General features: G+C 61.8%; 25 protein-coding genes, 1 tRNA gene, 1 other RNA gene and 1 pseudogene. 13 read left to right on the plus strand and 15 right to left on the minus strand.

Annotated features, from left to right (window positions below; all coding sequences use genetic code 11):
- Nucleotides 1-42: 42 nt before the first annotated feature.
- Nucleotides 43-660, minus strand: a complete 618-nt coding sequence (locus HMPREF3172_RS09360) for a TIGR03085 family metal-binding protein (RefSeq protein WP_019174452.1) — start codon at nucleotides 658-660, stop codon at nucleotides 43-45.
- A gap of 74 nt (nucleotides 661-734) precedes the next feature.
- Nucleotides 735-1,607 (minus strand): Sir2 family NAD-dependent protein deacetylase, encoded by an 873-nt coding sequence (locus HMPREF3172_RS09365; protein ID WP_070517020.1) that lies wholly within the window; start codon nucleotides 1,605-1,607, stop codon nucleotides 735-737.
- 8 nt (nucleotides 1,608-1,615) lie between these two features.
- Between HMPREF3172_RS09365 and HMPREF3172_RS09370 the strand changes: the two genes are divergently transcribed.
- Nucleotides 1,616-2,089 (plus strand): flavodoxin family protein, encoded by a 474-nt coding sequence (locus HMPREF3172_RS09370; RefSeq protein WP_331711530.1) that lies wholly within the window; start codon nucleotides 1,616-1,618, stop codon nucleotides 2,087-2,089.
- Between the two features lie 96 nt (nucleotides 2,090-2,185).
- Here HMPREF3172_RS09370 and HMPREF3172_RS10705 read toward each other — a convergent pair whose 3' ends face one another.
- The gene (locus tag HMPREF3172_RS10705) at nucleotides 2,186-2,320 is read right to left on the minus strand and encodes a hypothetical protein (RefSeq protein ID WP_256173393.1); all 135 of its coding nucleotides are present in this window, start codon (nucleotides 2,318-2,320) and stop codon (nucleotides 2,186-2,188) included.
- Between the two features lie 136 nt (nucleotides 2,321-2,456).
- On the opposite strand from HMPREF3172_RS10705, the gene HMPREF3172_RS09375 reads away from it, so the two are divergent.
- On the plus strand, nucleotides 2,457-3,014 hold the full coding sequence (locus HMPREF3172_RS09375) for a hypothetical protein (RefSeq protein WP_062020124.1): 558 nt from the start codon (nucleotides 2,457-2,459) through the stop codon (nucleotides 3,012-3,014).
- A gap of 99 nt (nucleotides 3,015-3,113) precedes the next feature.
- On the opposite strand, the gene HMPREF3172_RS09380 is transcribed toward HMPREF3172_RS09375, so the two are convergent.
- Nucleotides 3,114-3,296, minus strand: a complete 183-nt coding sequence (locus HMPREF3172_RS09380; RefSeq protein ID WP_062020123.1) for a CsbD family protein — start codon at nucleotides 3,294-3,296, stop codon at nucleotides 3,114-3,116.
- A 313-nt stretch (nucleotides 3,297-3,609) separates the two neighbouring features.
- Here HMPREF3172_RS09380 and HMPREF3172_RS09385 point away from each other — a divergent pair, with 313 nt between their 5' ends.
- Nucleotides 3,610-4,146 carry a type 1 glutamine amidotransferase domain-containing protein gene (locus HMPREF3172_RS09385; RefSeq protein WP_019174446.1) on the plus strand — a complete coding sequence of 179 codons (537 nt, stop codon included), beginning with the start codon at nucleotides 3,610-3,612 and terminating at the stop codon, nucleotides 4,144-4,146.
- A 25-nt stretch (nucleotides 4,147-4,171) separates the two neighbouring features.
- Here the strand turns inward: HMPREF3172_RS09385 and HMPREF3172_RS09390 are convergent, their stop codons facing one another.
- Nucleotides 4,172-4,513, minus strand: a complete 342-nt coding sequence (locus HMPREF3172_RS09390; protein ID WP_141741627.1) for a cupin domain-containing protein — start codon at nucleotides 4,511-4,513, stop codon at nucleotides 4,172-4,174.
- Nucleotides 4,514-4,691: 178 nt separating this feature from the next.
- On the opposite strand from HMPREF3172_RS09390, the gene HMPREF3172_RS09395 reads away from it, so the two are divergent.
- Nucleotides 4,692-5,186, plus strand: coding sequence for a hypothetical protein (locus tag HMPREF3172_RS09395; protein WP_070517023.1), 495 nt, complete (start codon nucleotides 4,692-4,694; stop codon nucleotides 5,184-5,186).
- On the opposite strand, the gene HMPREF3172_RS09400 is transcribed toward HMPREF3172_RS09395, so the two are convergent.
- Nucleotides 5,164-5,871, minus strand: coding sequence for a DUF1345 domain-containing protein (locus HMPREF3172_RS09400; protein WP_070517025.1), 708 nt, complete (start codon nucleotides 5,869-5,871; stop codon nucleotides 5,164-5,166). The genes HMPREF3172_RS09395 and HMPREF3172_RS09400 overlap by 23 nt on opposite strands.
- A gap of 159 nt (nucleotides 5,872-6,030) precedes the next feature.
- A tRNA-Ser gene (locus HMPREF3172_RS09405) sits at nucleotides 6,031-6,116 on the minus strand.
- Between the two features lie 192 nt (nucleotides 6,117-6,308).
- Between HMPREF3172_RS09405 and ffs the strand changes: the two genes are divergently transcribed.
- Nucleotides 6,309-6,404: signal recognition particle sRNA small type (gene ffs / locus HMPREF3172_RS09410), an RNA gene on the plus strand.
- A gap of 238 nt (nucleotides 6,405-6,642) precedes the next feature.
- On the plus strand, nucleotides 6,643-8,148 hold the full coding sequence (locus HMPREF3172_RS09415; RefSeq protein ID WP_070517027.1) for a L,D-transpeptidase: 1,506 nt from the start codon (nucleotides 6,643-6,645) through the stop codon (nucleotides 8,146-8,148).
- 66 nt (nucleotides 8,149-8,214) lie between these two features.
- Here the strand turns inward: HMPREF3172_RS09415 and HMPREF3172_RS09420 are convergent, their stop codons facing one another.
- From HMPREF3172_RS09420 to HMPREF3172_RS09430, 3 genes are all read right to left on the minus strand, one after another.
- On the minus strand, nucleotides 8,215-8,652 hold the full coding sequence (locus HMPREF3172_RS09420) for a DUF779 domain-containing protein (protein WP_070428337.1): 438 nt from the start codon (nucleotides 8,650-8,652) through the stop codon (nucleotides 8,215-8,217).
- 2 nt (nucleotides 8,653-8,654) lie between these two features.
- Nucleotides 8,655-10,178: an acetaldehyde dehydrogenase ExaC gene (locus HMPREF3172_RS09425; RefSeq protein ID WP_070517029.1), complete on the minus strand. Its 1,524-nt coding sequence runs from the start codon at nucleotides 10,176-10,178 to the stop codon at nucleotides 8,655-8,657.
- 163 nt (nucleotides 10,179-10,341) lie between these two features.
- Nucleotides 10,342-10,935 carry a peroxidase-related enzyme gene (locus HMPREF3172_RS09430; RefSeq protein WP_070517031.1) on the minus strand — a complete coding sequence of 198 codons (594 nt, stop codon included), beginning with the start codon at nucleotides 10,933-10,935 and terminating at the stop codon, nucleotides 10,342-10,344.
- Nucleotides 10,936-11,128: 193 nt separating this feature from the next.
- On the opposite strand from HMPREF3172_RS09430, the gene HMPREF3172_RS09435 reads away from it, so the two are divergent.
- Entirely contained in the window at nucleotides 11,129-12,811 is a 1,683-nt protein-coding gene (locus HMPREF3172_RS09435; RefSeq protein WP_070517033.1) for a hypothetical protein, read from the plus strand.
- Nucleotides 12,812-12,886: 75 nt separating this feature from the next.
- On the opposite strand, the gene HMPREF3172_RS09440 is transcribed toward HMPREF3172_RS09435, so the two are convergent.
- The 3 genes and pseudogenes from HMPREF3172_RS09440 to HMPREF3172_RS10715 all read right to left on the minus strand — a co-directional run.
- Nucleotides 12,887-13,957: an AI-2E family transporter gene (locus tag HMPREF3172_RS09440; protein ID WP_070517035.1), complete on the minus strand. Its 1,071-nt coding sequence runs from the start codon at nucleotides 13,955-13,957 to the stop codon at nucleotides 12,887-12,889.
- A 32-nt stretch (nucleotides 13,958-13,989) separates the two neighbouring features.
- Nucleotides 13,990-14,337, minus strand: a complete 348-nt coding sequence (locus HMPREF3172_RS10710) for an MFS transporter (protein ID WP_256173399.1) — start codon at nucleotides 14,335-14,337, stop codon at nucleotides 13,990-13,992.
- A 76-nt stretch (nucleotides 14,338-14,413) separates the two neighbouring features.
- A pseudogene (locus HMPREF3172_RS10715) lies at nucleotides 14,414-15,082 on the minus strand (MFS transporter); the annotation flags it as partial.
- Here HMPREF3172_RS10715 and HMPREF3172_RS09455 point away from each other — a divergent pair.
- From HMPREF3172_RS09455 to HMPREF3172_RS09470, 4 genes are read left to right on the plus strand one after another with little or no spacing between them, the layout of a single operon-like run.
- Nucleotides 15,072-17,276, plus strand: a complete 2,205-nt coding sequence (locus HMPREF3172_RS09455) for a M3 family metallopeptidase (protein ID WP_070517042.1) — start codon at nucleotides 15,072-15,074, stop codon at nucleotides 17,274-17,276. The pseudogene HMPREF3172_RS10715 and the gene HMPREF3172_RS09455 overlap by 11 nt on opposite strands.
- Nucleotides 17,277-17,279: 3 nt before the next feature.
- Nucleotides 17,280-17,744, plus strand: a complete 465-nt coding sequence (locus tag HMPREF3172_RS09460; RefSeq protein WP_019174433.1) for a YbaK/EbsC family protein — start codon at nucleotides 17,280-17,282, stop codon at nucleotides 17,742-17,744.
- Nucleotides 17,734-18,537 carry a queuosine precursor transporter gene (locus HMPREF3172_RS09465; protein WP_101672022.1) on the plus strand — a complete coding sequence of 268 codons (804 nt, stop codon included), beginning with the start codon at nucleotides 17,734-17,736 and terminating at the stop codon, nucleotides 18,535-18,537. Before HMPREF3172_RS09460 ends, HMPREF3172_RS09465 begins: the two co-directional genes overlap by 11 nt.
- On the plus strand, nucleotides 18,534-19,400 hold the full coding sequence (locus HMPREF3172_RS09470) for an SGNH/GDSL hydrolase family protein (RefSeq protein WP_070517044.1): 867 nt from the start codon (nucleotides 18,534-18,536) through the stop codon (nucleotides 19,398-19,400). Before HMPREF3172_RS09465 ends, HMPREF3172_RS09470 begins: the two co-directional genes overlap by 4 nt.
- A gap of 171 nt (nucleotides 19,401-19,571) precedes the next feature.
- On the opposite strand, the gene HMPREF3172_RS09475 is transcribed toward HMPREF3172_RS09470, so the two are convergent.
- Nucleotides 19,572-21,053 carry a catalase gene (locus HMPREF3172_RS09475; protein ID WP_019174430.1) on the minus strand — a complete coding sequence of 494 codons (1,482 nt, stop codon included), beginning with the start codon at nucleotides 21,051-21,053 and terminating at the stop codon, nucleotides 19,572-19,574.
- Nucleotides 21,054-21,080: 27 nt separating this feature from the next.
- Entirely contained in the window at nucleotides 21,081-21,545 is a 465-nt protein-coding gene (locus HMPREF3172_RS09480; protein WP_062020090.1) for a Fur family transcriptional regulator, read from the minus strand.
- Nucleotides 21,546-21,635: 90 nt separating this feature from the next.
- Here HMPREF3172_RS09480 and HMPREF3172_RS09485 point away from each other — a divergent pair, with 90 nt between their 5' ends.
- Nucleotides 21,636-22,049 (plus strand): GNAT family N-acetyltransferase, encoded by a 414-nt coding sequence (locus HMPREF3172_RS09485; protein ID WP_019174428.1) that lies wholly within the window; start codon nucleotides 21,636-21,638, stop codon nucleotides 22,047-22,049.
- A 55-nt stretch (nucleotides 22,050-22,104) separates the two neighbouring features.
- Complete coding sequence (locus HMPREF3172_RS10605; protein ID WP_197456678.1) at nucleotides 22,105-22,299, plus strand: addiction module antidote protein; 195 nt, start codon at nucleotides 22,105-22,107, stop codon at nucleotides 22,297-22,299.
- Nucleotides 22,300-22,546: the final 247 nt, after the last annotated feature.

The raw sequence follows: 22,546 nt of genomic DNA on the forward strand, positions 1-22,546 counted from the left end.
CCTACTGGGAGGCACTGACATGAGATCTGCGCCAGGCCCCATTCAGATCTTCTCCGAGCGCACCTCGACCTGAGCCTGCTCCTGTCGCCCAAGCGCATAGAGCACAATTTCAGAGGGCTTGCCGGAGACGACTTTCGACTTGACGTCGGTCTTGCCGAACGAGAACTCCCCAATTCCCGGGGCAATGAACTTCACTGCCGTTTCCGGCCGCCACGGGGGAAGGCGCACCATGGTCGGCAGCGCCGACCACAGCTGCTGTTCGAGTTCGGGCAGGATGTTGCGGCGGGTCCACCCGCGGCGAGCCCGGCGCACATCTTCTACGTGCACGTAGAACTCGACTGTGTTCGCAAGGATTTCACCTGGACCCCAGCCGACCGGAGACAGCACCCCGGGGCCTTCTGCGACCATCCCGACCAGCTGCTTCCAGTCGAGTTCGCTGAGTTCGCGCCGGCGCTGCTCAGAGCGCTTGCTCAGGAACGGAATTTTGGCGGTCGTCTCGGTCGCTTCGCCCGCCATGGCGGACGGGTAGCGGTCGCGGATGACGATGTGGACGGCAAGATCGCGCGTGCTCCAGCCGTCACAGAGAGTAGGGGCATCTGGGCCGACTTCGCGGAGAAGAGCCGCGAGCGTGAGCCTCTCGGAACGGGCGAAATTCGTCATGTGTCCCAGCCTAGTCACACAGTGCGGATTTGGATACGCCCAAAGACGCAGAAGCTCCATTCAAAAGCGGCGCATCACCTAAGCACTCTGTCTTTCCAAGCCCGGAAGAATTCCCCCACCCGACTGAGCGACCGGTAGTCGGCCAGTTCATCTGCCCGGGTCGGCCCATCGGTGATGATAACCACCGGCCTGCCCTCTTTAGCCGCCTGGCGCACAAAGCGCAGGCCGGACATCACAGCCAGGGATGTGCCGGCCGCTATTAGGCCCGGCGCCGCTGCGGCCGCGGCAGTGGCATCCAGGGAGCGCTCCTTGGGCACTGTTTCGCCGAAGAACACCACATCGGGTTTGAGCAGACCTCCGCAAGCGGGACAGTCGATCATGCGAAAGTCGGCGGTGTCCCTCAGCGGAACATCGCCATCGGGAGCTATCTCAATCATGTCGATGACTTCCCTGTGATCGCGCAGGAAGGCCGCGTTTTCCTCATCGAGCCTCTGCTGCACCCATTCGCGGTCGTACATCGCCCGGCAGTCCAGGCACACAACGCGATCCAAGCGGCCATGGAGATCGAGAACTCCCCGCGAACCTGCCTTTTGGTGCAGGCCATCGACGTTCTGTGTAAGGAGTGCCGCCGGGGAAAGCTGAGCCAACGACAAATGCGCTTCATTGGGCTGGGCATCACGCATGAAGGACCACCCCATCCAGGATCGCGCCCAGTAGTGGGTGTGGTTTTCCCGGGATGCGGTCAGCTGCTGAAACGTCATGGGACGACGATTGACCGACGATGGGCCTCGATAGTCCGGCAGCCCCGAATCCGTGCTGAACCCGGCTCCAGTGAGAACGGCCCAGTCGCGAACCGGCCGGGAGCACAGCACGTCGAGGATCTCTTCGTCCGTGTGGCTGGGTTCCGGGCGGACGATCCCGCGCAGCGGGTCGCGAATAATGCTCATGTGGCTCCTTGCGGCGATACAGTGGCCGTATGGCTACCGTACTCTTGGTCCACCACTCCCCCACCGACACGGTCACACCACTTGCCGAGGCGGCACGGGCGGGCATATGCATGCCAGAGCTGGAAGGCGTTGAACTCATTGAGCGTCAGGCTCTCGAGGCGACCGTTGACGATGTTCTTGCCGCTGACGCCTACGTGCTGGGCACCACCGCGAACTTCGGCTACATTTCCGGCGCGCTCAAGCACTTCTTCGACACCGTGTATGACGATGTGCGCGAACCCACCAAGGGCCGCCCCTTCACGTACTGGATCCGCGGCGGATTCGACACGACCGGCGCTGAAAGGGCAATGGAGCAGATCACCACTGGCCTGGGATGGAAGCTCGCAGCGCCCGCGGTTGTCTTCACCGGCGACGTCACCGACGAGCGCAGAGAACAACTGACAGAGGCCGCGGCAACTGTCGCCGCATCAGTCATGGGCTGAGCCACGGGCAAACCAAAGGGCGACTGCGGTGGATAACCGCAGTCGCCCTTTGGTTTGCCGGACAGGTCCGGACTTACCGGACCGTTCCGAACGAAGTCACTTGTTGAACTTGTCCTTGACTTCGTTCACCTTGTCCTTGGCGTTGTCGATGTCGTCCTGGTGTTCGTTGACGGTGTCCTTCGCGTCGTTGAACTTGTCCTTGGCGTCGTTGAACTTATCTCCGAGTCCCATTGTTCAGACTCCTTTCGTATCGACTACTCTTCCACACTTTCGCATCTGCCCCCGGCCTGTAAAGCTCAGCAGGTGAACTTCAGCTGAGAAGACCCCGATAAACTGACCTGCACAGAAGCCCCGTAGAAAGGCACTTGTGACCACGAATCCCGCGGAGCGTCCGCAGCTGCGCCAGGAGGACCAGCTGTGGATCACCTCTGAAATCAATCAGCCCAGCTGGAACTTCATCAGCGGCTTCGGTTTTTTCTTCTTCTCCGCCGGTCTTGTCTACACGGTCCTGACCTCGCCGCTTTCGGGCCCTGCCAAGACGATTTCGGCGCTCGCGTCGCTGCTGATCGTTGTGCCTGGCATTTACTTCATCAAAATCGGCCTGGCGCGGATCATTCCTCTGCGTCGCCTGCGCAAGGCCGTGACGCCGATTGCCCATCTGGATGTCGATGCTGTGCACGGGCACAATCCCGATGTCCTCATCGTCGAACTTTCCAACGCACACTCATATCTGATCACCGGTCCCGCCGTTAACTATTTGGCACACACAAATGTGCTGCACGGTTCCCAGCGCCCGGACGATCTTTCATTCGATTTCTTCTCGACCCCGCCCACATCCGACGACGCAGCGGCTTCGCCCGTGCGCATGCTCATCGCCGATCGCGGTTCCGCTGTGGGCAACGCGGAGTGGTACGCCGAGGCCTGATCCCGGCCCGCCCCAAATGACGAGGTGCCGCTCACCTTCGCAGGTGAGCGGCACCTCGTGATCTAGGCGGTAATGAACACCGCGGCTGTGTTCAGCCGGTCAGTTCTTGAAGTTGTCGGCGACGTCCTTGATGTCGCCCTTAACCTGGTCAACCTTGGCCTTGCCCTGGTCGCCCTTGCCTTCGGTTTTGAGTTCGCTGTCGTCAGATGCAGCGCCGACAGCCTCCTTGGCACGGCCCTTGAGTTCTTCAGCCTTGCTCTTGATGTCGTCTCCGAGACCCATAGTCTTCTCCTTGAGCTGTCAGCGGCGCCGAGGATACGGCACCTGGTACTTTCCACCTTTTCGCACAAGCGGTCGGCTTTCAAGCGATGTCGCTGGATGCGGCGGTACGCCAAGGCTTTTCCCAGGCTGTGGCCAAACACGCCAGATTTGCGCGGTAATGCAGATTCACGCGTTAATGCGCTGCAACAACGCGTGACTCGGCATTAAAGCGTGAATCTGCACCAGAGGCGGGGCACTGCCTCGGGCGCGGAATACCCGCCTGGGCTGCGCCGTTGTGCCAGATGTGGTGAACGCACCCAATGGAAGGAGCACCATGGCCCTGTCCGATAAGAAAGTTGCATTCCTGCTCACGCGCGGCGTCGAGCAGATCGAACTCACCAGCCCGCGTAAGGCGCTTGACGAAGCCGGCGCCCAGACATTCATCGTGTCCCCCAGCGAGGGAACTCTGCAGGCAATGGAAGGCGACTGGGAGCACGCCGAGGTCTTCGACGTCGACGTCCCGGTCGCGGATGCCAATGCCGATGACTACGACATGCTCGTACTGCCCGGCGGCACGCTCAACGCCGACTCACTGCGCCTTGATGCAGATGCAAGCAAACTCGTTGAGGCGTTCTTCGCAGCCGACAAGCCTGTCGCTGCGATCTGCCACGCTCCCTGGATCCTTGCCCAGACTGGTCTGGCCAAGGGACGCAAGCTGACCTCGTACGAATCGATCAAGGTCGACATGCAGAACGCTGGGGCAGCCTGGGAGGACTCCGAACTCGTCGTCGACGGCAACCTCATCACCTCTCGCAACCCCGGTGATCTGGAGGTCTTCAACGCCGCACTCATCGAGGCCCTCTCGAAGTGACGTTCAGCTACTGACCAGCCATGGTTCAGGACTGCAGGCGGCTGCGGTGGACGAGAGTGAGCACAGCGATCGTGTCACGGTCAGCATCAAGCCGGTGGGTCTCCTGTGGGATGTCCGCGGTCTCACCGGAGTCGAGGGCGATCGTCTCACCGGATGCGCCGGTCAGGGTGGCGGCTCCGCGGTGGATTGTGATGACCGCCTCACCGGGGTTGGGGTGGTCGGACAGCTGCGCGCCCGCGCGCATCGCGATGAGCATGCGCACGATTGCGGCATTGTCCGAGGGGATCCGTTTGGTCGCCAGCTTCGTCGGTTCGTCGGCGGCGCGTTCGAGCAGCTCGTTGCCGACGTCGATGATCGAGAAGGACATGCCCATGAGTCTAGAAGAGTCCAGGCCCTCCCCTAGGGTGGTGTCATGCCGATCGCACAGTGCATGTCAGCCGACGATCATCAAGCACTGCCAGGAAGCCGGCTGCCGTTTTGGGATCATCGGTTGAGCATGCTGGTCAGCTGACGGCAGCGGCGCCGACTGGACGTAGACTACGGCCATGCGTTCTGCCGCTCTAACTGCCCGGCTTGTCATCCCTGCCATCTGGCTGGGCCTCATCATCGCCATCGACCTCATTGAGGCGCCGCTGAAGTTCCAAGCCCCCGGCATCACGATCCCGCTGGGGCTGGGCATCGGACGGCTTGTGTTCACTGCGATGAACATCGCCGAAGGCGTGCTCGCGCTCATCCTCATTGCAGCCGTCGTCACGACCCGGCACATCCGCCCGGCCTGGACACTGCTGGCGACGATCGCCGGACTGCTGATCGTCAAGGTCGCACTCGTGCGCCCGCTCTTGAATGCGCGCACCGAAGCCGTGCTCGCCGGCACTGCAGAAGCGGGCAGTTCAGTGCATGTCATCTACATAGCCCTCGACGCGGCACTGTTCTTTGTGCTCGCCGCCTTCACCTGGGTACAAGCTCGAGCACTCATCGCACCTGCCGCCGCAGCCGGTGTCTCCGGCGGCGGTGGCGTCACCGAGTCAAAGCGGAGATGACGACCGATACGATCATCGCGAGCACGAGCGAGTTGAACCCGAAGGCGACGACGACATTGGTGCGCACCTGCCTCCAGGCAGCCTTCGTACGGATCTCTGCTGAGACGCCGGCGGCCATTGTCGAGACGAGCACTGCAAGGGTGAGGTAGTCGTCGAACTCCTCAGGCGGTTCGCTGTGGAAGTCGATGTGACGCCTCTCGACGTCGAGCACGTTGAGGTGCGTGTAGGCGGAGGCGAAGGCGAGAACCATGAACACCCAGGAGGCGGCAACGGCGACGACGCCGAGTGCGAGGTAAAGCGGCGACTGGCGCACCATCTCAGTCTGGGCAAGCACGACGGTCAGGAAGATGGCGAAGGCGGCAGCGGTGACAGCGAAGTTCGTCGCACCGCTGAACCCTAAAGCCCGCGCCCACCAGCGACTCTGCATCCGAACTTCGCGACGAACCTGTCCGATGAGCGCCGATCCGCTTAGGTGCTTGTAGCACCGTATCGTCCACGTGACGTAGATGAGGACGAAAAGGTTCCAGAACAGCAGGTAGAAGAGAACGAGGAGCTCAGTCTGCAGCGATCTGCCCGTCGGGTCGGGGCGCAGCAGGAGAATCCAGGCCGTTTCGATCAGCAGGGTCAGGAGGATCGCCGAAACGGTCGAAACGGAGTAGCGGACGGCATCGGTCGCAGTCTTCAACGGCTTACCCTCATTCGCATCGCAGATTCGGCGCTGAGAACAGTGTAGCCAGACAAGAGCGCCACGGAATCGAACTACAGCCCACCATCAGAGCTGACACGCTCCACCAGAACAAGAACAAGGCCCCTGACCGAATGGTCAGGGGCCTTCTTCATCGCGCGGAGGATAGGGGATTTGAACCCCTGAGGGCTATTAACCCAACACGCGTTCCAGGCGTGCGCACTAGGCCGCTATGCGAATCCTCCGCAAGACAGCATACAGAAGTTTGTGCAGAAGGACGAATCAGCCGTAAACCGCAGATGAACACAGCCTGCGCAAACCGCACTGCCCGCACCCCGAAAAGAGGGCCTGTCCTATAGAGGTCCTAAAAACTGCGCGCACTCCCCCACTCCACCCCTGCGCGTTCGCTTTGTCGTTCCCACATGGCCTATACTCGTTTAGGCCCTTCGCGTGGCAGCATCTTGTGAACTCCCCCAGGACCGGAAGGTAGCAAGGGTAAGCAAGCTCTACTGGGTGCGCGGAGGGCCCTTATCGTCTTCAAGGCGCCCCACCGCGGTCTATCACTTTCTTATAACTTCCCTTCACGGCGCGGACCAGTGCTGGTGGTGGGCACACATCGCCTGTGACCCTTTCGCAATCAAGATGCAACATTGCAACCAAAAGCGAAAGGTAGAATCGCGGAAGCTCAAAACCGTACCTCGGGCAGCATCAGCGCGTTGCCCGATCACTGCTCAACAGCGCTTTATACCAGCTTTTCCGAAGGGGTCTCGCGTGCGTTTTCGCCTCTTGTCCGCTGCCGCAGCGGCAACGTCAGCTCTTCTGCTCATCAGCGGATGCTCGGTTGTTGACGAAACGAATCCGATCGCCAAAAAAGAGGTTCCCAAGCCCACGGTTGAAGTGACCGCGGACGCGCCTGGAAAGAAGCTCGCGCTCAAAGTCACTGATGGCACATTCGAAAACGTACAGCTGATCGACGACGACGCCGAAGGCTCTCTTGTCGACCTGGGCGAGTTCAAAGACCCCTCAGACGATGCCTCAGAAGAACCAACTGACGGCGCCACTGACGCAGCCGAAGATTCAGACGAATCTTCAGAGGACGCTTCGGAAAGCGCCACCCCCTCCGCTGACTCTTCGGCAGACGCGTCCACTGACCCGTCGGCTGACGCATCCTCTGCCCCCTCGGCTTCAACCGGCGAAGAAACCTCCGACGATCAGCAGACCGCGTGGGAGTCTTCCTACCGGCTGGCCGGCGATTCGACCTACACGTGGACCGCTTCGGCACTCGATGCTGACGGCAAGGAGCACACCCTCACCGGCACGGTCGACACCGACAAGCTCGAACGCACCGAGATCAGCGCCCGCACCCTCATCGGCGACAACCAGAAGGTCGGCGTCGGTGCACCCATCATCGTGAATTTCGGCAGCACCGTGCCGGAGGAGTTCCGCGCAACCGTGGAAAGCCGCCTGGGCCTGACCTTCAAAGACTCTGACGGCAACGACCGCGACATCGAAGGCTCCTGGGCTTGGCTGCCCGATGTCGACGGAATTTCGCGCATCCACTATCGGCCGCGCGAATACTGGCCCGAGCACACCGACGTTGACCTTCGAATGAACCTCAAGGACGTCCCCATGGGCAAGAGGCAGAAGGGCGAAAAGGACGTCGAACTGAAGTTCACGGTCGACCGCAACCAGGTGGTTGAGGGCAACACCAAGACCCACCGCATGGTCGTCAAGCGAAACGGCGAAACCAAGTGGGACTTCCCCGCGTCCTTCGGCCGTGCCGGTTCGCGCACGGAAACCCACAACGGCACGCACATCGTGATGTCCAAGCACGAGTACTACGTCATGCGCAGCCAGCAGTGGGACTACGAAACCCCCACCAGGCACGCTGTGCGCATCCACAACAACGGCGAGTTCATCCACGGCGCACCGTGGTCGGTCGGCTCGCAGGGATCGGCGAACGTGTCGCACGGCTGTGTCAACCTCGCACCGGGCAGCGCGCAGAAGTACTTCAACTCCGCCCTCTACGGCGACCCCGTCGAAATCAAGGGCTCTAGCGTTTCGCTCAGCCCCGCCTCGGGAGATGCTGCGGACTGGACCTACGAATGGGACGACTGGACCGCCCTGTCGGCCATCCCGGCTGACCAGCGCGAAGCAGCCGAAGAAGCCATGAAGGACAACGCCGCCTCGGCATCACCGTCGGCTGACGCGACCGCCTCCTCCACGGAGAGCACCTCGGCTCCCAGCGAATCGGCCACCGAGGACAGCACCGACTGACCTTCTCCACACAAAGCACGAGGTGGGGCTCACCTTCCCAGGTGAGCCCCACCTCGTGCTTTGGGGTCAGTCCAGAAGCCGCGACCTGATGAGGAACCGCAGCCCCGTGGGGCTTTCGATGCTGAAGCCACCGCCCCTGCCGGGCACTGCATCAACCAGCAGGTAGGTGTGCTTCCAGTACTCGAACTGCTCCTTTGACATCCAGAAGCCGATCTCCGCAGACTCTGCGGGCACATCGGGCAGAGTGAACGTGCCCAAAAGCACGTCCGACCCTCCGGTGAGAAACTCACCTTCCGGATAGCACATGGGAGCAGACCCGTCACAGCATCCGCCGGACTGATGGAACATCAGCTGGCCATGCTGCTGTGTGAGCTTCTGCAGCAGCTCCACCGCCGCCGGGCTCAGCCCCACGCGCGAGCGCTGTTCACCATCGATCTCAGGCCGCGCTTCGACTTGCGCGGTCACTGTGGTGCCGTCCTGGTCTCCGGTGATGTCGTCAGCCATTGTCAGAAGAATCCCATGGGGTTTTCGTCGTAGCTGACCAGCAGGTTCTTGGTCTGCTGGTAGTGGTCGAGCATCATGAGGTGGTTCTCACGGCCGATGCCGGACGACTTGTAGCCGCCGAACGCAGCGTGCGCCGGGTAGTTGTGGTAGTTGTTCACCCACACGCGGCCGGCCTGAATGTCACGACCCGCACGGTACGCGATGCCGCCGTTGCGCGACCACACACCAGCGCCCAGGCCGTAGAGCGTGTTGTTCGCTTCCTTGATGACAGAGTCGTAGTCGGTGAACGATGTCAGAGCGAGGACGGGGCCGAAGATCTCCTCCTGGAAGATCCGCATGCTGTTGTCGCCCTTGAAGACCGTCGGCTGGACGTAGAAGCCGTCGGCGAGGTCACCGTCGAGGTGGTTCTGCTCACCGCCGATGAGCACTTCGGCACCTTCGTCCTTGCCGATCTGCAGGTACGACTTGATCTTCTCAAGCTGGTCGCTCGAAGCCTGCGCGCCGATCTGCGTGTCCGTGTCCAGCGGGTTGCCCTGCTTGGTGTTGCGGACGCGCTCAAGGCCGAGCTCGACGAAGTCATCGAAGATGCTCTCCTGCACGAATGCGCGCGACGGGCAGGTGCAGACTTCACCCTGGTTGAGGCTGAACATCGCGAAGCCCTCGGCCGCCTTCTGCCGGAACGTGTCATCAGCTGCCATGACGTCTTCGAAGAACACGTTGGGGCTCTTGCCGCCCAGTTCCAGGGTGACGGGAATGAGGTTCTGCGATGCGTACTGCATGATGAGCCGGCCGGTGGTCGTTTCACCGGTGAACGCGATCTTTGCAATGCGCGGGTTCGACGCCAGCGGCTTGCCGGTTTCCACGCCGAAGCCGTTGACGATGTTGACCACCCCGTCGGGCAGCAGGTCGCCGATCAGCTCAATGAGCACCATGATCGAGGCCGGGGTCTGCTCGGCCGGTTTGAGGACCACCGCGTTGCCCGCAGCAAGAGCGGGAGCCAGCTTCCACACCGCCATGAGCAGCGGGAAGTTCCACGGAATGATCTGGCCGACCACGCCAAGTGGTTCGTGGAAGTGGTAGGCGACCGTGTTGTCGTCAATCTGCGACAGGCGGCCTTCCTGAGCGCGGATTGCGCCGGCAAAATAGCGGAAGTGGTCGATGGCAAGCGGAATATCAGCCGTCAGCGGTTCGCGGATCGCTTTGCCGTTGTCCCATGTTTCGGCAACGGCGAGCATTTCGAGGTTCTCTTCCATCCGGTCGGCAATCCGGTGGAGGATGAGCGCACGTTCAGCAGGGCTTGTTTTGCCCCACGCGGGTGCGGCCTTGTGTGCCGCGTCGAGTGCTGCTTCGACATCGTCAGCGTCTGACTGCGCGACTTCGCAGAAGACTTTGCCGGTGACCGGGGAGGGGTTTTCGAAGTAGCGGCCGGCCTTCGGCGGCGTCCACTGCCCGCCGATCCAGTTGTCGTAGCGGGATTTGAAGGTCACCTTGCTGTCAGGTGTATTGGGTGCTGCGTAGACCGTCATGATTCTCTCCTTTGAGATCTCAGGTGCAGTGCTGCAGGACATCGGTGTCCTTCCCCTAAACTACGCACCTGCCCGCGGGCAGACAAGAGGTGTCTCAGAATCCGCAGCAGACGCACGAGGTGGGGCTCACCTTGCTAGGTGAGCCCCACCTCGTGCGCTTCGGTCAGCTGTTGAGCTGCTGGTAGACGTCTTTCGGCACCCGGCCGAGCGTGTAGAACTCGGGGTTTGGCCGCATTCCCGACACTGTGGCCATGCGGTTGGACAGGCCGAAGAACCCGGTGATGGCGGCGATGTCCCACACGTCTTCGTCATCGAAGCCGTGCTCGGCCAGACGGGTGAAGTCGTCTTCACTGATGTCTGCGGGGTCGGTACAGACTTTCATGGCGAAGTCGAGCATGGCCTCTTCGCGGGGTTCAAGGTCGGCATGCTTGTAGTTGACGGCCACTTTGTCTGCAATGTCCGGGCTTTTCTTGAACAGGCGCAGCAGCGCCCCGTGGGCGACGACGCAGTACAGGCACCCGTTGGCTGACGAGGTGGCTGTCACGATCATTTCGCGGTCGGCTTTTGTCAGGCTGCCGGTGTCTTTGTCCATGAGCGCGTCGTAGTAGGCGAAGAACGCGCGGAACTCTGCGGGTCGGCGAGCCAGTTTGATGAATACGTTGGGAACGAAACCGGACTTTTCGGCTTCTGCTTCGATCCGCTGTCGGATGTCGTCGGGCAGGTCTGTCAGAACTGCGTCAGGAAATCGCTCAGTCATGTGAGCCAGGTTACATGCGGTCACGTGGTTTGGAAGGCAACGTTTCACATCCGGAGATCTGGGCCATTTGGTTCGAAATTGGCATAGAATTGAGGAAGGGTATCGCGCAGAAATCTTCGCCGCCGTCACTGTTGACTATTGAACTGCGATTTTCAGCAGCGATCGTCGTGTCCACACAGAGGAATGGAAGGTCATGCGCAAAGGCATCATCATCGCGATCGTGGCAGTGGTCGCACTCGTCGTAGGCGGGGTCATGTTCGCCGCCCTCGGAAAGAAACCCTCCACACTCACGCTCAAGCCCAACGTGCACATTGCCGGTGGCAAAGACGGCTTCGCCGTCCACGATGTCACCGAGGACAGCGTCACTATCGACGATGACAGCTCGATCGCAGAAGGCGCAATCGTCGCCGGAGGAACAGGCCAAGCCTCTCAAAACGGCTTCCTGCGCAAAGTCACCTCCGTTAAAAAGCACAACGGCAGAATGGTGCTCGAGACTGAGCAGGCTGCTCTGACTGATGCAATCAAAAAGGCCGATATCAACCTCGACATCAACATCGACCCGGACGGCAATCACACGCTTGACGACCACGGCCCGTCCAAGGGGAACCCGCTTGGCGCGGCACCGGCACACGCGGCACCGGCCGCGAGCGATGGGGAAATCTTTTCGTATTCGGGTGACGAACTCGACGCCACCGGATCTTTGACCCTGTCGCTCAACATGAGGGTCGCCGAAAACGGCAAAATCGACTTCGAGACGAAAGCCGACCTTAACCTCGACAGTGAGTTCAAGCTGCAGAACCCGGGCGATTGGAACAAAGACCTCTTCACCAAGCAGGCTCTGCCGGTGACGATCATCGTCGATGACTTCCCTGTCACTCTGGTCAACGAGCTTTCTGTTTCGGCCAACGGCAGTGTTGACACAGAAGCCGATGCGACCGTCAAATCAAGCCTCGAGCGGACCATCGGGTACCGTTACCTGTCCGGCGAGGGTCTGTCGCCCATTGACGAAGAGAGCGAGCAGACATTTGAAATCGCCGCGGCGGATCAGGACAACCTCGATGCTTCGGGGCACGGCGCGGTCAATGTGAACCTCACCAGCAGCGTCTTCGGGATCGCCGGCCCAGAGATCACAACCGGCATCGACACTGACTTCGATGCCTCACTGGAAAGGGCCAAGCCCGGAACAGGTGAGTCTGAGCTCATTGAGCTTCCCGGCCTTGACGGCACCTACGCCGGAAGCGCCGATGTGAAGGCGACAGCCCCTCTGGAAGCCAAGTTCAACGCGAGCGAAAAAGCCGGCAACCCGTTTGACGGCAAGCAGAGCCGGAAAATGGTCGATGCCGAACTGTTCAAGGCAGACGAGCCGCTGGAGCTCTACGCCTACTCACGCGAAATCTACCCCGAAGGCTCTGGCGGAAAGAAAGCCCTTGCCGAACTCGAGGGCAAGATGTTCGTATTCTCGTCTGGTGCTGGCGCGTGGAACACAAGCATCACGATGGAAAAGGACGGCAAGTTCACCGGCTCATACATAGATGCCAACGTCCGCGGCGAGCACACCGCTGAATTCAACGGTCGCTTCGAAGTCGCCAAACGGGTTGACGAATACACGTACAAGCTCAAACTCAAAGACCTGAAGACGACCACCCCGACGGGCGAAAAGACCGAAAGGGACGGTCGTACGATCGAATACGCTGAGCCGTACGGCTTTGAAAAGGGCACAGACTTCGACCTTTACCTGCCCGGGCACCCCACGGAAGGTCTCCACGAGGAATACCTGTACTGGTCATACGCCTGCAAGAGCAGCGAATCGGCCATCGACCACTACGGGCTGTTCAACGTCGAACCGAAATACGGCATGTGCACGGTCGACGACTGATTTCCGAAGTGTCAGTGCTGAGGTTCAGCACTGACACCTCTCGCGTTGCGGCCACCCGTGCTCAGAGGGCTTCCGCTAGTGCTTCGCGTCTTGGCGTGGGACGACGACCCTGCGGTAGATGATGAGCAGTGACGCTGCGACAGGAATCGATGCAATAGCCCCGAGCACTCCACCGAGCGTCGCTCCGGCAATCGCGGCGATGATCACGATCGGCCCGGGAACGTCGGTCACAGCCTTCATGATGCGCGGGTTGAAGACGTAGGCCTCAATCTGCATGTACACCAGGTAGTAGATCGCGGCGATGAGCGCCAGGGTGGGTGAGCTCATCAGGCACGACACCACAATGACGCATGATGCCGAGATCGTCCCGACCAGTGGAATGAGCGAACCGAGGAAGGCGATGAACGCCAAAAGGGCAGGCAGCGGAGCCCCGATGATGGTGAGGAACGCGGCCGACAGCACTCCGTTGGTGGCCGCGAGCGCGCTCTGGCCCAGGATGTAGCGGCCAACCGAACCGGTGATCTCCTCCGTGACGTCCTCAACGTCATCACGTTTGCGTGCCGGCATGAGCCGGTAGAACGCCGATTTGATGCGGGGCAGTCCCGCCGCGAAGTACAGGGTGAGGATGATGACGATGATGACGTTCGTGGTGAACGTCATGACTCCCGCACCGAGCGTCAGAACACCACCGCCGATGCTGGCGAGGTTCGCAGGATTCGAGGCCCAGGCGCCGGCGTTCTCAAGGCTTTCGTTGAGGTCGATGCCGAACGGCAGGTTGTCTTCGAGCTTCGCAAACCACGGCTCATGAATAATGTCGTCGATGATCCGCGGGATGTCGCCGATGAACTGCTGCACCTGCCGCACCACGGGCGGGACGACGAGCAGCAGAACGCCGGCTGCGACGATGACGACGGCCAGCGACGTGATGGTGACAGCCCATCCGCGTTTGATTCCCCGGTTGTTGAGGAAGCGGATGACCGGTTCAAGACCGAGTGCGAGGAACAGCGCGCAGGCAATGCAGACGATGACACCGGCGAGGTCGTCGACCAGATGAAAGAGCCCGTAGGCCAGTCCTGCTCCGAGCATGCCGAGGAACCCGATGACAAACGGGTTCGCGTTCCGGCCGTTGATCGTGATTGCACTCACTCGATCAGTCTAGGCCCCACGGGCCGCAGTTTTCAGGCCGTTTCCGACTTCGCCAAACCAATCGCAATCAGCAGGCTCACACCCATGAACGCACCAGTCATCGCGGTGACACCCCACCATCCGAAATCCTGCCAGGCAAGCGGCGTGAGGTTCCCCGCTGCTGATGACCCCATGTAGTAGAACAGCATGTACATGCTCGCGGCCTGAGCGGGCAGACCGAGGCGGGCGGCACCTCGGGAGGGGACCCAAGCAGACGCGATCGAGTGGGTGATGAAGAACCCCGAGGCGAGCACCAGCAGACCAAACACAATGACCGCCAAAGGCGAGGCCGCGAGCAGTCCAACACCGACCAGCGCAGTCAGAGGACCGAAGACAATCACCGCCCGCATTGAGTAGCGGTTGGCCAGCCGTGCCGCGCGACTGCGGCAGCAGCAGCCACGCACCCACAGCACACGCAGAGGCAGCAAGTGCTGACACAAACAGAGCGAAGTGAGCCGCGTCCAGCCCTAGGGGCGCACCCAGATCCAGCCGTTCGTGCAGGCTGACAACACCGGACGTGATGAGGCGAGCGCTCAGACCGCCGAGCGTTGTGCCGAAGATGTAGATCCCCGTGGCAGCCGTCGCGTAGTCCGGGTGGATTTCCTCTTTCAAATACACCGCTGCGGTGGCTGGCAGCCCGGCCAACAGAACACCCATGGCAAAGCGCAGAATGAGGAAGGTCGGCCAGTCGACGATAAAGGCGCTCACCAGGCCCAACGCACTTGCCGACAGCAGGGAGAAGCGGATGAGTGCGACCCTGCCGATCCGCTCGGAAACGGGGGCTGCCGCAATGAGCCCAACCGCAAGACCCGCCGTTGCAACGGACACCGAAAGGGCTGACTGTGACGGGGAGATCCGCAGGTCCCGCGTGAAATAGGGCAAAATAGCTTGCGTGTTGTAAAGCAGCACGAAGGTTGCCAGGCCCGCGACGAGCAGACCGATTTCGATCTTCTTCGTCTGCCGGTGCCCGCGCGGATATCCGTCGAAGCTGCTCACGAAGTTCACGATACTCAGCGCTCGGCTGACATCGTCGGCAAGTACAGTCTGACGCCCGAGCCTGTAAGAGGAGAAGCACGTGTCCACCATCCCCGAACACACCGACGGCGCAGCCCCCGCGGATTCGCTGCTCGCCTGGATAACCCACCCGGCATCGCTGACGCTGCCGGACTTCCACCTGTCCGCCGAGGAGCTCCGCAGCACACTCGCAGCTGTTCTCACTCAGTTCCAGCAGGATCTCGAGGCGATCGCCTCGGACGAATCACCCGCTGACTTCTACAACACTGTCGTCGCCCTGGAAAAGGCGATGGAGCCGCTGCGCCGCATGTCCGCAGTGGCCGGTGTCTTGCAGGGTTCAGCCCACACGGACGACAACAGCGACGCGCTTGCGGAAATCGATGCGGAACTGTCCTCGGCTTTCCTCGGCGTTGAGCTCAACTCCGCCCTGTTCAACAGGCTTGAGGCGATCAACGACGCTTCCCTTCTGCCGGAAGACCGTCGTCACCTGCAGCTCCTCCTGGCTGATTTCATTCGCGCCGGCGCCCGCCTGGACGATGACGGCAAGCAGCGCGTCGAAGCGGTGTCAGCGGAACTGACCCGTTTGGAGAACCGCTTTGCGAACACCGTCCTGGCTGAAACCAACGCTTCGGCTTTTGTGATTGAACGCGGCGGCCCGTACTCACCTGACGGGCTGACTGAGGCTCAGCTGGCCGCCGCCGCTGCGCAGGCGCAGGAACACGGTGTTGACGGTTGGGTGCTGCCTTTGGAGTCGACGACGGTGCAGCCGCCGGCTGAATCACTCACCGATCCGGAGACCCGCTCGGCGCTGTTTGCTGCGTCCGCTGATCGCTGCAGTCGCGGCGGTGAGGGTGACACCCGAGGTCTGGTTGCAGACATCACGGCGCTGCGCGCCGCTCTGGCCGGTGTGCTGGGCTACAGCTCGTTCAGCGAGTACGCGATTGAACCGCAGCAGGCCGGCAGCCCGGAACAGGCTTCGAGTCTGCTCATTTCGCTGCTGGAACCGGCCAATCAGCAGCTGCAGCGTGAACTCGCAACGATTGAGAAGACCGCGCAGCCGCAGAGGCTTGCCGCGGAAGACATCCCGTTCTGGCTGCGCCGCGTAGGTTCGCAGCTGTACGGCATCGACCACAGCGAGATCAGCAAGTACTTCGAGTTCAACCGGGTGCTGCACGACGGTGTTTTCTACGCCGCGAGCGTGCTGTACGGATTGAGCTTTGAAAACGTCACCGACCGTTTCGCAGGCCGCCTGTGGGATGAAACCGTCACGGTGTGGGAGATCTCCGAGGGCGCCAAAGTCTTGGGCCTGGTCTGCATCGACCCGTACACGCGCCCCAGCAAGCGCGGTGGGGCGTGGATGGCGGAACTCGTGACCGGAGCACGCCTGACGGGTGAACAGCCCATCATCACCATGACGATGAATGTGCCCCGCCCTGCACCCGGCGAACCGGCCCTGCTGAGCCTGGACGACGTCAACACGCTCTTCCACGAGTTCGGCCACGTGTGGCACGGACTGTTTGCCGATTCCACCTACCCCAGCCGGGCAGGCACCTCGGTCCCCCGGGACTATGTCGAGTTCCCGTCGCAGCTGAACGAAATGTGGATGCTCCACCCGGATGTTCTGCCGAACTACGCCCGCCACATCACAACGGGCGAACCGCTGCCGGAAAACCTGGTCGAGCAGATCAAGCAGGCGCAGAAGTTCGGGCAGGGCTTCGGCACGATCGAATACCTGGCTGCTGCTCTTCTGGACCTTTCGTGGCACGGTCTGGAGCCAGGCGAACAGATCGAGGCGGTGCTCGACTTCGAATCCGAGGTGCTGTCTGCCGCCGGGTTCTCGCCGTCCGTGCAGCCGCGCTACCGTTCGCCGTACTTCATGCATGCCTTCAGCTTCGGCTATGCGGCCGGTTACTACTCGTACCTGTGGTCGGAGCAGCTGGCCGCCTACGTATCCGAGTGGTTTGACCAGCAGGGCGGCCTGAAGGCCGAGTCCGGTCAGGCGTTCCGCCGCTCCATTCTGGCGCCGGGCTTCTCGGTTGACCCGGAACAGGCCATCACCCAGTTCTTCGGCGAACAGCCCACCGTCGATCCGCTGCTGCGCCGCCGCGGTCTGCCAACCCGAGAACAGACCCAGGCCGAGGTGCCGGTCGGCTCCCCCGCCGACACCTCGGCAGCCGCCGGCTCCCCAGCCGACACCTCGGCACCCGCCGGCTCCCCTGCCCAGGCACCTGCCGAAACCCGCCCGGAAGCACCTCGGGAGGCCTGAACCGTGCACGAACGCAATCAGCGAGTCCAGGCTGACCTCGACAAAGCCGGCATCACCGGGGAGATCACGATCTTCACCGAACACCTGCCCACGGCTGCCGATGCTGCCGCCCACCTGGGCATTGAGACAGGTGCGATTGCCAACAGCCTGATCTTCCGGCTTGACGGCGAACCGGTGCTCATCATGACCTCCGGCGCGCACCGCGTGGACACGGGTTTTGTCGAAGAGCAGACCGGCGGGAAGATCAGCCGGGCCAACGCGGACGTGGTGAAGGAAGCCACCGGGCAGGTGATCGGCGGGGTTGCCCCAGCAGGCCACACCAAGCCGATTCGCACGTTCATCGACCGAGCACTCGCGGCCTATCCCATGCTGTGGGCGGCCGCCGGCACCGCGGATTCGATGTTCCCGCTGACCTACGCGGAACTGCTGCGCCTGACCGGCGGAGAGGAAATCGACGTTGAACGCTGACACCCCGAGTTCCGGAAGACAAGAGCCCCACGAATCCCGTCCGGCTTCCGCACAGTCAGCCCAAAAAGCGGGTGCGCGACTGGTTGCCTTCGCGTCTTCCCGCGGCCGCTACTACGCGGTCGTTCTGGCGTTCTTCTGCGTGGCTCTGCTCGTGTCGAACATTTCAGCCACGAAGGTCATCGCGTTCTTCCCCATGGGCGAAAGCACCGACAACTATTGGATTGTGGCCGACGGCGGCGCCTTCCTATTCCCGTTCGTGTACATCATGGGCGACGTCATTTCCGAGGTGTACGGCTTCGCAGCCGCCCGCAAGGCCGTCATCATGGGCTTTGTGTCGCAGCTGGGGGCCTCACTCATCTTCCTGCTGGTCATCATCGCCCCGCCCGGCCCCGGCTATGACGGCCAAGAGGCTTTCGCCGCGGTGTTGGGCTTCTATCCGCGGATCGTCGCGGCATCGCTTGCCGGCTATGCCGTAGGCCAGATGCTCAACGCCTTCGTTCTTGTGCGGATCAAACGTCGCATGGGCGAGCGCGCCCTGTGGGTTCGCCTGCTGGGTTCGACGGGTGTGGGCGAAGCAGCTGACACCGTCATCTTCTGCACCGTGGCCTTTGCCGGTGTGATTCCCGGCGGTGAGTTCATCAAGTACGTGCTGTTCGGCTTTGTGTACAAGGTCGCGGTCGAAGTGCTGTTCCTGCCCGTCACGCAGGTGGTCATCCGCTGGTTCAAGAAGCGCGAGGGCACCTACTCGATCGAAACCGACGCCGAGCGCAGGGCTGAAGGCGCCCGAGTGTGAACGCGCCGCCCCGTCTGAGTTCGCTGAGTTCGCAAGGCCTGCCCCTCTGGGGCCGGGCCGCCCTGGTGGCCGCGGGTGTGGCGGCCGGCGCGACAGCCGGCTGGCTGTCGAGTTCCGCGTGGATGAACGGGGTGCAGGCCCGCACCCGCCGCGGATGGTGGAAGCACTTTCACGAGGCGGAGCTTGCCTTCTTCCCCGACGGCTCAGTTGGGCCGGTGTCAGGTTGGGCCGGTGACGCGCGCCCCCTCAGGGTCAATGTTCTGGGTGATTCCGCAGCCAGCGGGGTGGGCGCTTCCAGTGCTGACCGCGGCTATGTGGGCATCGTGCTGAGGCGTTTGGCATCTGAGGCCGGCGCACCCGTGCTGGTGTGCAATATCGCCCAGCCGGGAGACTCTTCGTGGCTTCTGATGGAAGAGCAGCTTCCGGAACTCAAAGCAGGGCGCATGTTCACCCAGGCCGATGTCACGATGTGCGTCATCGGCGGCAACGACATTGCCGACCGCGCCTTCACTGACGAGGGCTTCGCGTGGACTGCTGAGCGCCTATACCCCGCACTTCCGGCAGGGACCGTCGTGTCAACCGTGCCGAGCTTCGGCCTGCCCGTATTTGAGCGCAAGTGCCGTGCGGCAAATGCCCTCATCCGCCGTCTGGCCGCTGAAAACGATCTTGAGCTTGCCGAACTGCACGCAGCAACAGCATCGCTGTGGTCGCGCAGCACCCTTGGGATTCCGCGGCAGTTCTTCACAATGGAATCGGATGTATTCCACCCCAACGATCACGGGTACACCGTGTGGGCAGAAGCTGTGTGGCCGGCCGTCAGGCGCGCGTGGCTGCGAAGCTCTTCCGCAAAGATGTTCGCCTAAACACAGTCTGTACGGGTACGTACGCGCACAACATGTGTTCAGGCGGACACGTCTCCTGAGGCCGACGTCAAAACAGCAGCGCCCGGGCTCCTTGCGGTACCCGGGCGCTGTCTGCTTCTCAGCTCTGGACTTTCAGATCTGAGCTCAGTGCGGCTGTGTCAGCGGTGCTGATCAGGCGTCTTCGTGTGCGTCCGTTGCAGCGTTCTTGCTGGAGCAGCTCTTGTAGCACTCGCGCAGGTGAACGCCGAGGTCGGCGTCCACGTTGGTCCAGTACTCGAAGAACTGTTCGCGGATGCGGTCGACGGTGATGGCCATGCACTGTCCGCACAGCGTCTCCTTGAAGCGGTCCTTCTGCTCGTCGGTGAAGACGTCGCGGTAGAGGATGCCTGCCTGGCCGAAGTCATCGTCGTCCTTGCGCAGGGTTGCTGCAGCGCGGACGAGCGAGCCGTCGTTCTCCCAGCTTGCTTCCTTGACCGACTCGTCAGCCACTGGGCCACCTTCGGTGCCGTAGGAGTGCGGCGAGTACACGCGGTGCTCAGCAGGCGTGATCGCGTAGTTCATGTGGCCTTCGTGCATGTAGTTCTTGGCCTCGGTGGCACGCGGCTGGTTAACCGGCAGCTGGTTGTAGTTGGTGCCGACGCGGTTGCGCTGTGCATCCGGGTAGGAGAACACGCGGGCCATGAGCATCTTGTCCGGCGAGATTCCGGTGCCCGGAACCTGGTTGCCCGGCGTGAACGCAGCCTGCTCAATCTCCTGGAAGAAGTTCTGCGGGTTGCGGTTCAGGGTCAGCGTGCCGACCTTGATGCGCGGGTAGTCGGCCTTCGGCCACGTCTTGGTGAGGTCGAAGGGGTTGAGGCGGTAGGTCTTGGCCTCTTCGTACGGCATGATCTGGACGTACATGTCCCACTTGGGGAAGTTGCCGTCCTTGATCGAGTTGAAGAGGTCGCGGCGGTGGTACTCGGCGTCCGAGCCTGCCAGCTTCTCGGCTTCTTCAGCCGTCATGTTCTCTTCGCCCTGCTGGGTCAGGAAGTGGTACTTGACCCAGAAGCGCTCGCCGGCTTCGTTGATCCACTGGTAGGTGTGCGATCCGTAGCCGTTCATGTTGCGCCACGTGCGCGGCAGACCGCGGTCGCCCATGAGGTAGGTGACCTGGTGGCTGGACTCAGGCGAGAGCGTCCAGAAATCCCACTGCATGTCCGCATCGCGCAGGCCGGAGTCGCCCAGGCGCTTCTGCGAGTGGATGAAGTCGGGGAACTTGATGCCGTCGCGGATGAAGAACGTGGGCGTGTTGTTGCCGACGATGTCGAGGTTGCCCTCGGTCGTGTAGAAGCGCAGCGAGAAGCCGCGGACGTCGCGCCACGTATCAGGCGAGCCCTGCTCACCGGCAACGGTCGAGAAGCGGATGAGCGTCTCGGACTTGGTGCCGGGCTGGAAGACGGCTGCCGAGGTGTACTTCGACACGTCTTCGGTGACTTCGAATTCGCCGAATGCGCCGCCACCCTTAGCGTGCGGGTTGCGCTCCGGAACGCGCTCGCGGTTGAACGATGCGAGCTTCTCCAGCAGGTAGTGGTCGTGGAGGGCAGTGGTGCCGTCCGGGCCCATCGTGAGCGAGTGCTCGTTGTTCTGGACAGGCGCACCTGATTGGGTGGTCAACCGGTGTCAGTCATGTGCTGATTCCTTTCAAGGGGCGATTGTGGATTCGGAAACTTGCGAGCATTCGGCACACAGGCCGTAGAAGGTCACTTCCGTGACCTCCGCTGCGAACCCTGCCGGCGGGTGAATGCACGGCGGGGCCTGCGTGGCACACGGAGTGTCTTCCACTGCGCCGCATCTGCGGCACACAGTGTGGTGATGGTTGTCGCCGTGGTCGAGTTCGAAGAGCGCAGGGTGTCCTCCCACTTCGATCTTGCGCACAAGCCCTGCACTCTTCAGTGCTTCGAGCACGCCGTACAGAGTTTGGAAGCTCACCGTGGGCAGGGTCTTTCGGACGTCGTCGAGCAATCGTTCGACGCTGAAGTGACCGTGCCCGCTGAGCGCTTCCAGCGCTGCAACGCGCGGCGACGTGACACGCAGACCCACAGCCTTGAGTGCCGCACGAGGGTCCTCGTGCGCATTCAGGGCCGCTGATGGATCTGCAATGTTCATCACTTTCGGCCTAGTCGCTCTTTTGAATAGTTCAAACAAATGTAGGCAAACGCACAGTGAAGAGTCAGCGCAAGCACTAGAGTTCGTCACATGACACCGGAGTTGCGAATTACCGATCTCATCCCAAGCCTTCAGCAGCTCGTCGACCTCTATGACTCTGTCGGCTGGTTGGCCTACACAAGGGATCCCGAGGCGCTCGCGGCGTCGGTCGCCGGGTCTCAGTGGCTGAGGTCAGCGTGGTGCGGAGAATCTCTCATCGGCCTCATTCGCATTCTCACCGATGGCCACACAATCGCCTACCTGCAGGACATCCTCGTTCACCCCGAGGAGCAGCGAACAGGGGTAGGCAAGGCGCTCATGGCAGAAGCAGCGGACGCGTTTTCTCATGTTCGCCAATTCGTTCTCATCACTGATGACGAAGAACGCCAGCAGTCTTTCTACCGAGCCTGCGGTTTCAGCACAGCCGCCGAAAACAACATTCACGCCTTCGTGAAGTCCCAGTAACCGTCCACAAACCCTCGGGCTTCTGTGTCCTTGAGATACAGGTATGTGGGGCAAAATGGCTGACAACAAGGTCAAGATGCGACCTTTTGACATCGCTGAACGCCTGCAGACGAAGGAGCAGGTGGCCTACTGTCTTAAGGCTGTGCTGGAGGATCAAGACCCTGATTTCCTCAAGTCAGCTCTGGGCGACATCGCTCGCTCCAAGGGCATGGCAAAGCTTGCCAAGGAAATCGGCCTGGAGCGCGAGTAGCTCTACAAGTCCCTGAGCGCAGAAGGCAACCCGTCGTTCAAGACGCTGTTCAACCCCATCAAAGCCCTCGGCATGACGATGCGCATCGACTACGCCACGAGCGACAAGAAGATCGAGCTCGACCCCGACATCCCCAAGCGCAGCGACGCGTCAGCCTGAGAGCAGAAGGCGGGCGGCGCCTCGTAAGCCCAAAAGCTGAAACCGAACAGAGCCCAGCGCGGCTAGGGCGTGTCTGATAAATGTCGGG

This window comes from Brevibacterium sp. HMSC08F02 (genome assembly GCF_001807555.1).
Lineage (GTDB): Bacteria > Actinomycetota > Actinomycetes > Actinomycetales > Brevibacteriaceae > Brevibacterium > Brevibacterium ravenspurgense.

Coding starts and splice junctions, on each gene's coding strand:
- HMPREF3172_RS09360 (WP_019174452.1), bottom strand. CDS start 660: ATGACGAATTTCGCCCGTTCCGAGAGGCTCACGCTCGCGGCTCTTCTC.
- HMPREF3172_RS09365 (WP_070517020.1), bottom strand. CDS start 1,607: ATGAGCATTATTCGCGACCCGCTGCGCGGGATCGTCCGCCCGGAACCC.
- HMPREF3172_RS10705 (WP_256173393.1), bottom strand. CDS start 2,320: ATGGGACTCGGAGATAAGTTCAACGACGCCAAGGACAAGTTCAACGAC.
- HMPREF3172_RS09380 (WP_062020123.1), bottom strand. CDS start 3,296: ATGGGTCTCGGAGACGACATCAAGAGCAAGGCTGAAGAACTCAAGGGC.
- HMPREF3172_RS09385 (WP_019174446.1), top strand. CDS start 3,610: ATGGCCCTGTCCGATAAGAAAGTTGCATTCCTGCTCACGCGCGGCGTC.
- HMPREF3172_RS09390 (WP_141741627.1), bottom strand. CDS start 4,513: ATGTCCTTCTCGATCATCGACGTCGGCAACGAGCTGCTCGAACGCGCC.
- HMPREF3172_RS09395 (WP_070517023.1), top strand. CDS start 4,692: ATGCGTTCTGCCGCTCTAACTGCCCGGCTTGTCATCCCTGCCATCTGG.
- HMPREF3172_RS09420 (WP_070428337.1), bottom strand. CDS start 8,652: ATGGCTGACGACATCACCGGAGACCAGGACGGCACCACAGTGACCGCG.
- HMPREF3172_RS09425 (WP_070517029.1), bottom strand. CDS start 10,178: ATGACGGTCTACGCAGCACCCAATACACCTGACAGCAAGGTGACCTTC.
- HMPREF3172_RS09430 (WP_070517031.1), bottom strand. CDS start 10,935: ATGACTGAGCGATTTCCTGACGCAGTTCTGACAGACCTGCCCGACGAC.
- HMPREF3172_RS09435 (WP_070517033.1), top strand. CDS start 11,129: ATGCGCAAAGGCATCATCATCGCGATCGTGGCAGTGGTCGCACTCGTC.
- HMPREF3172_RS09480 (WP_062020090.1), bottom strand. CDS start 21,545: ATGAACATTGCAGATCCATCAGCGGCCCTGAATGCGCACGAGGACCCT.
- HMPREF3172_RS09485 (WP_019174428.1), top strand. CDS start 21,636: ATGACACCGGAGTTGCGAATTACCGATCTCATCCCAAGCCTTCAGCAG.
- HMPREF3172_RS10605 (WP_197456678.1), top strand. CDS start 22,105: ATGGCTGACAACAAGGTCAAGATGCGACCTTTTGACATCGCTGAACGC.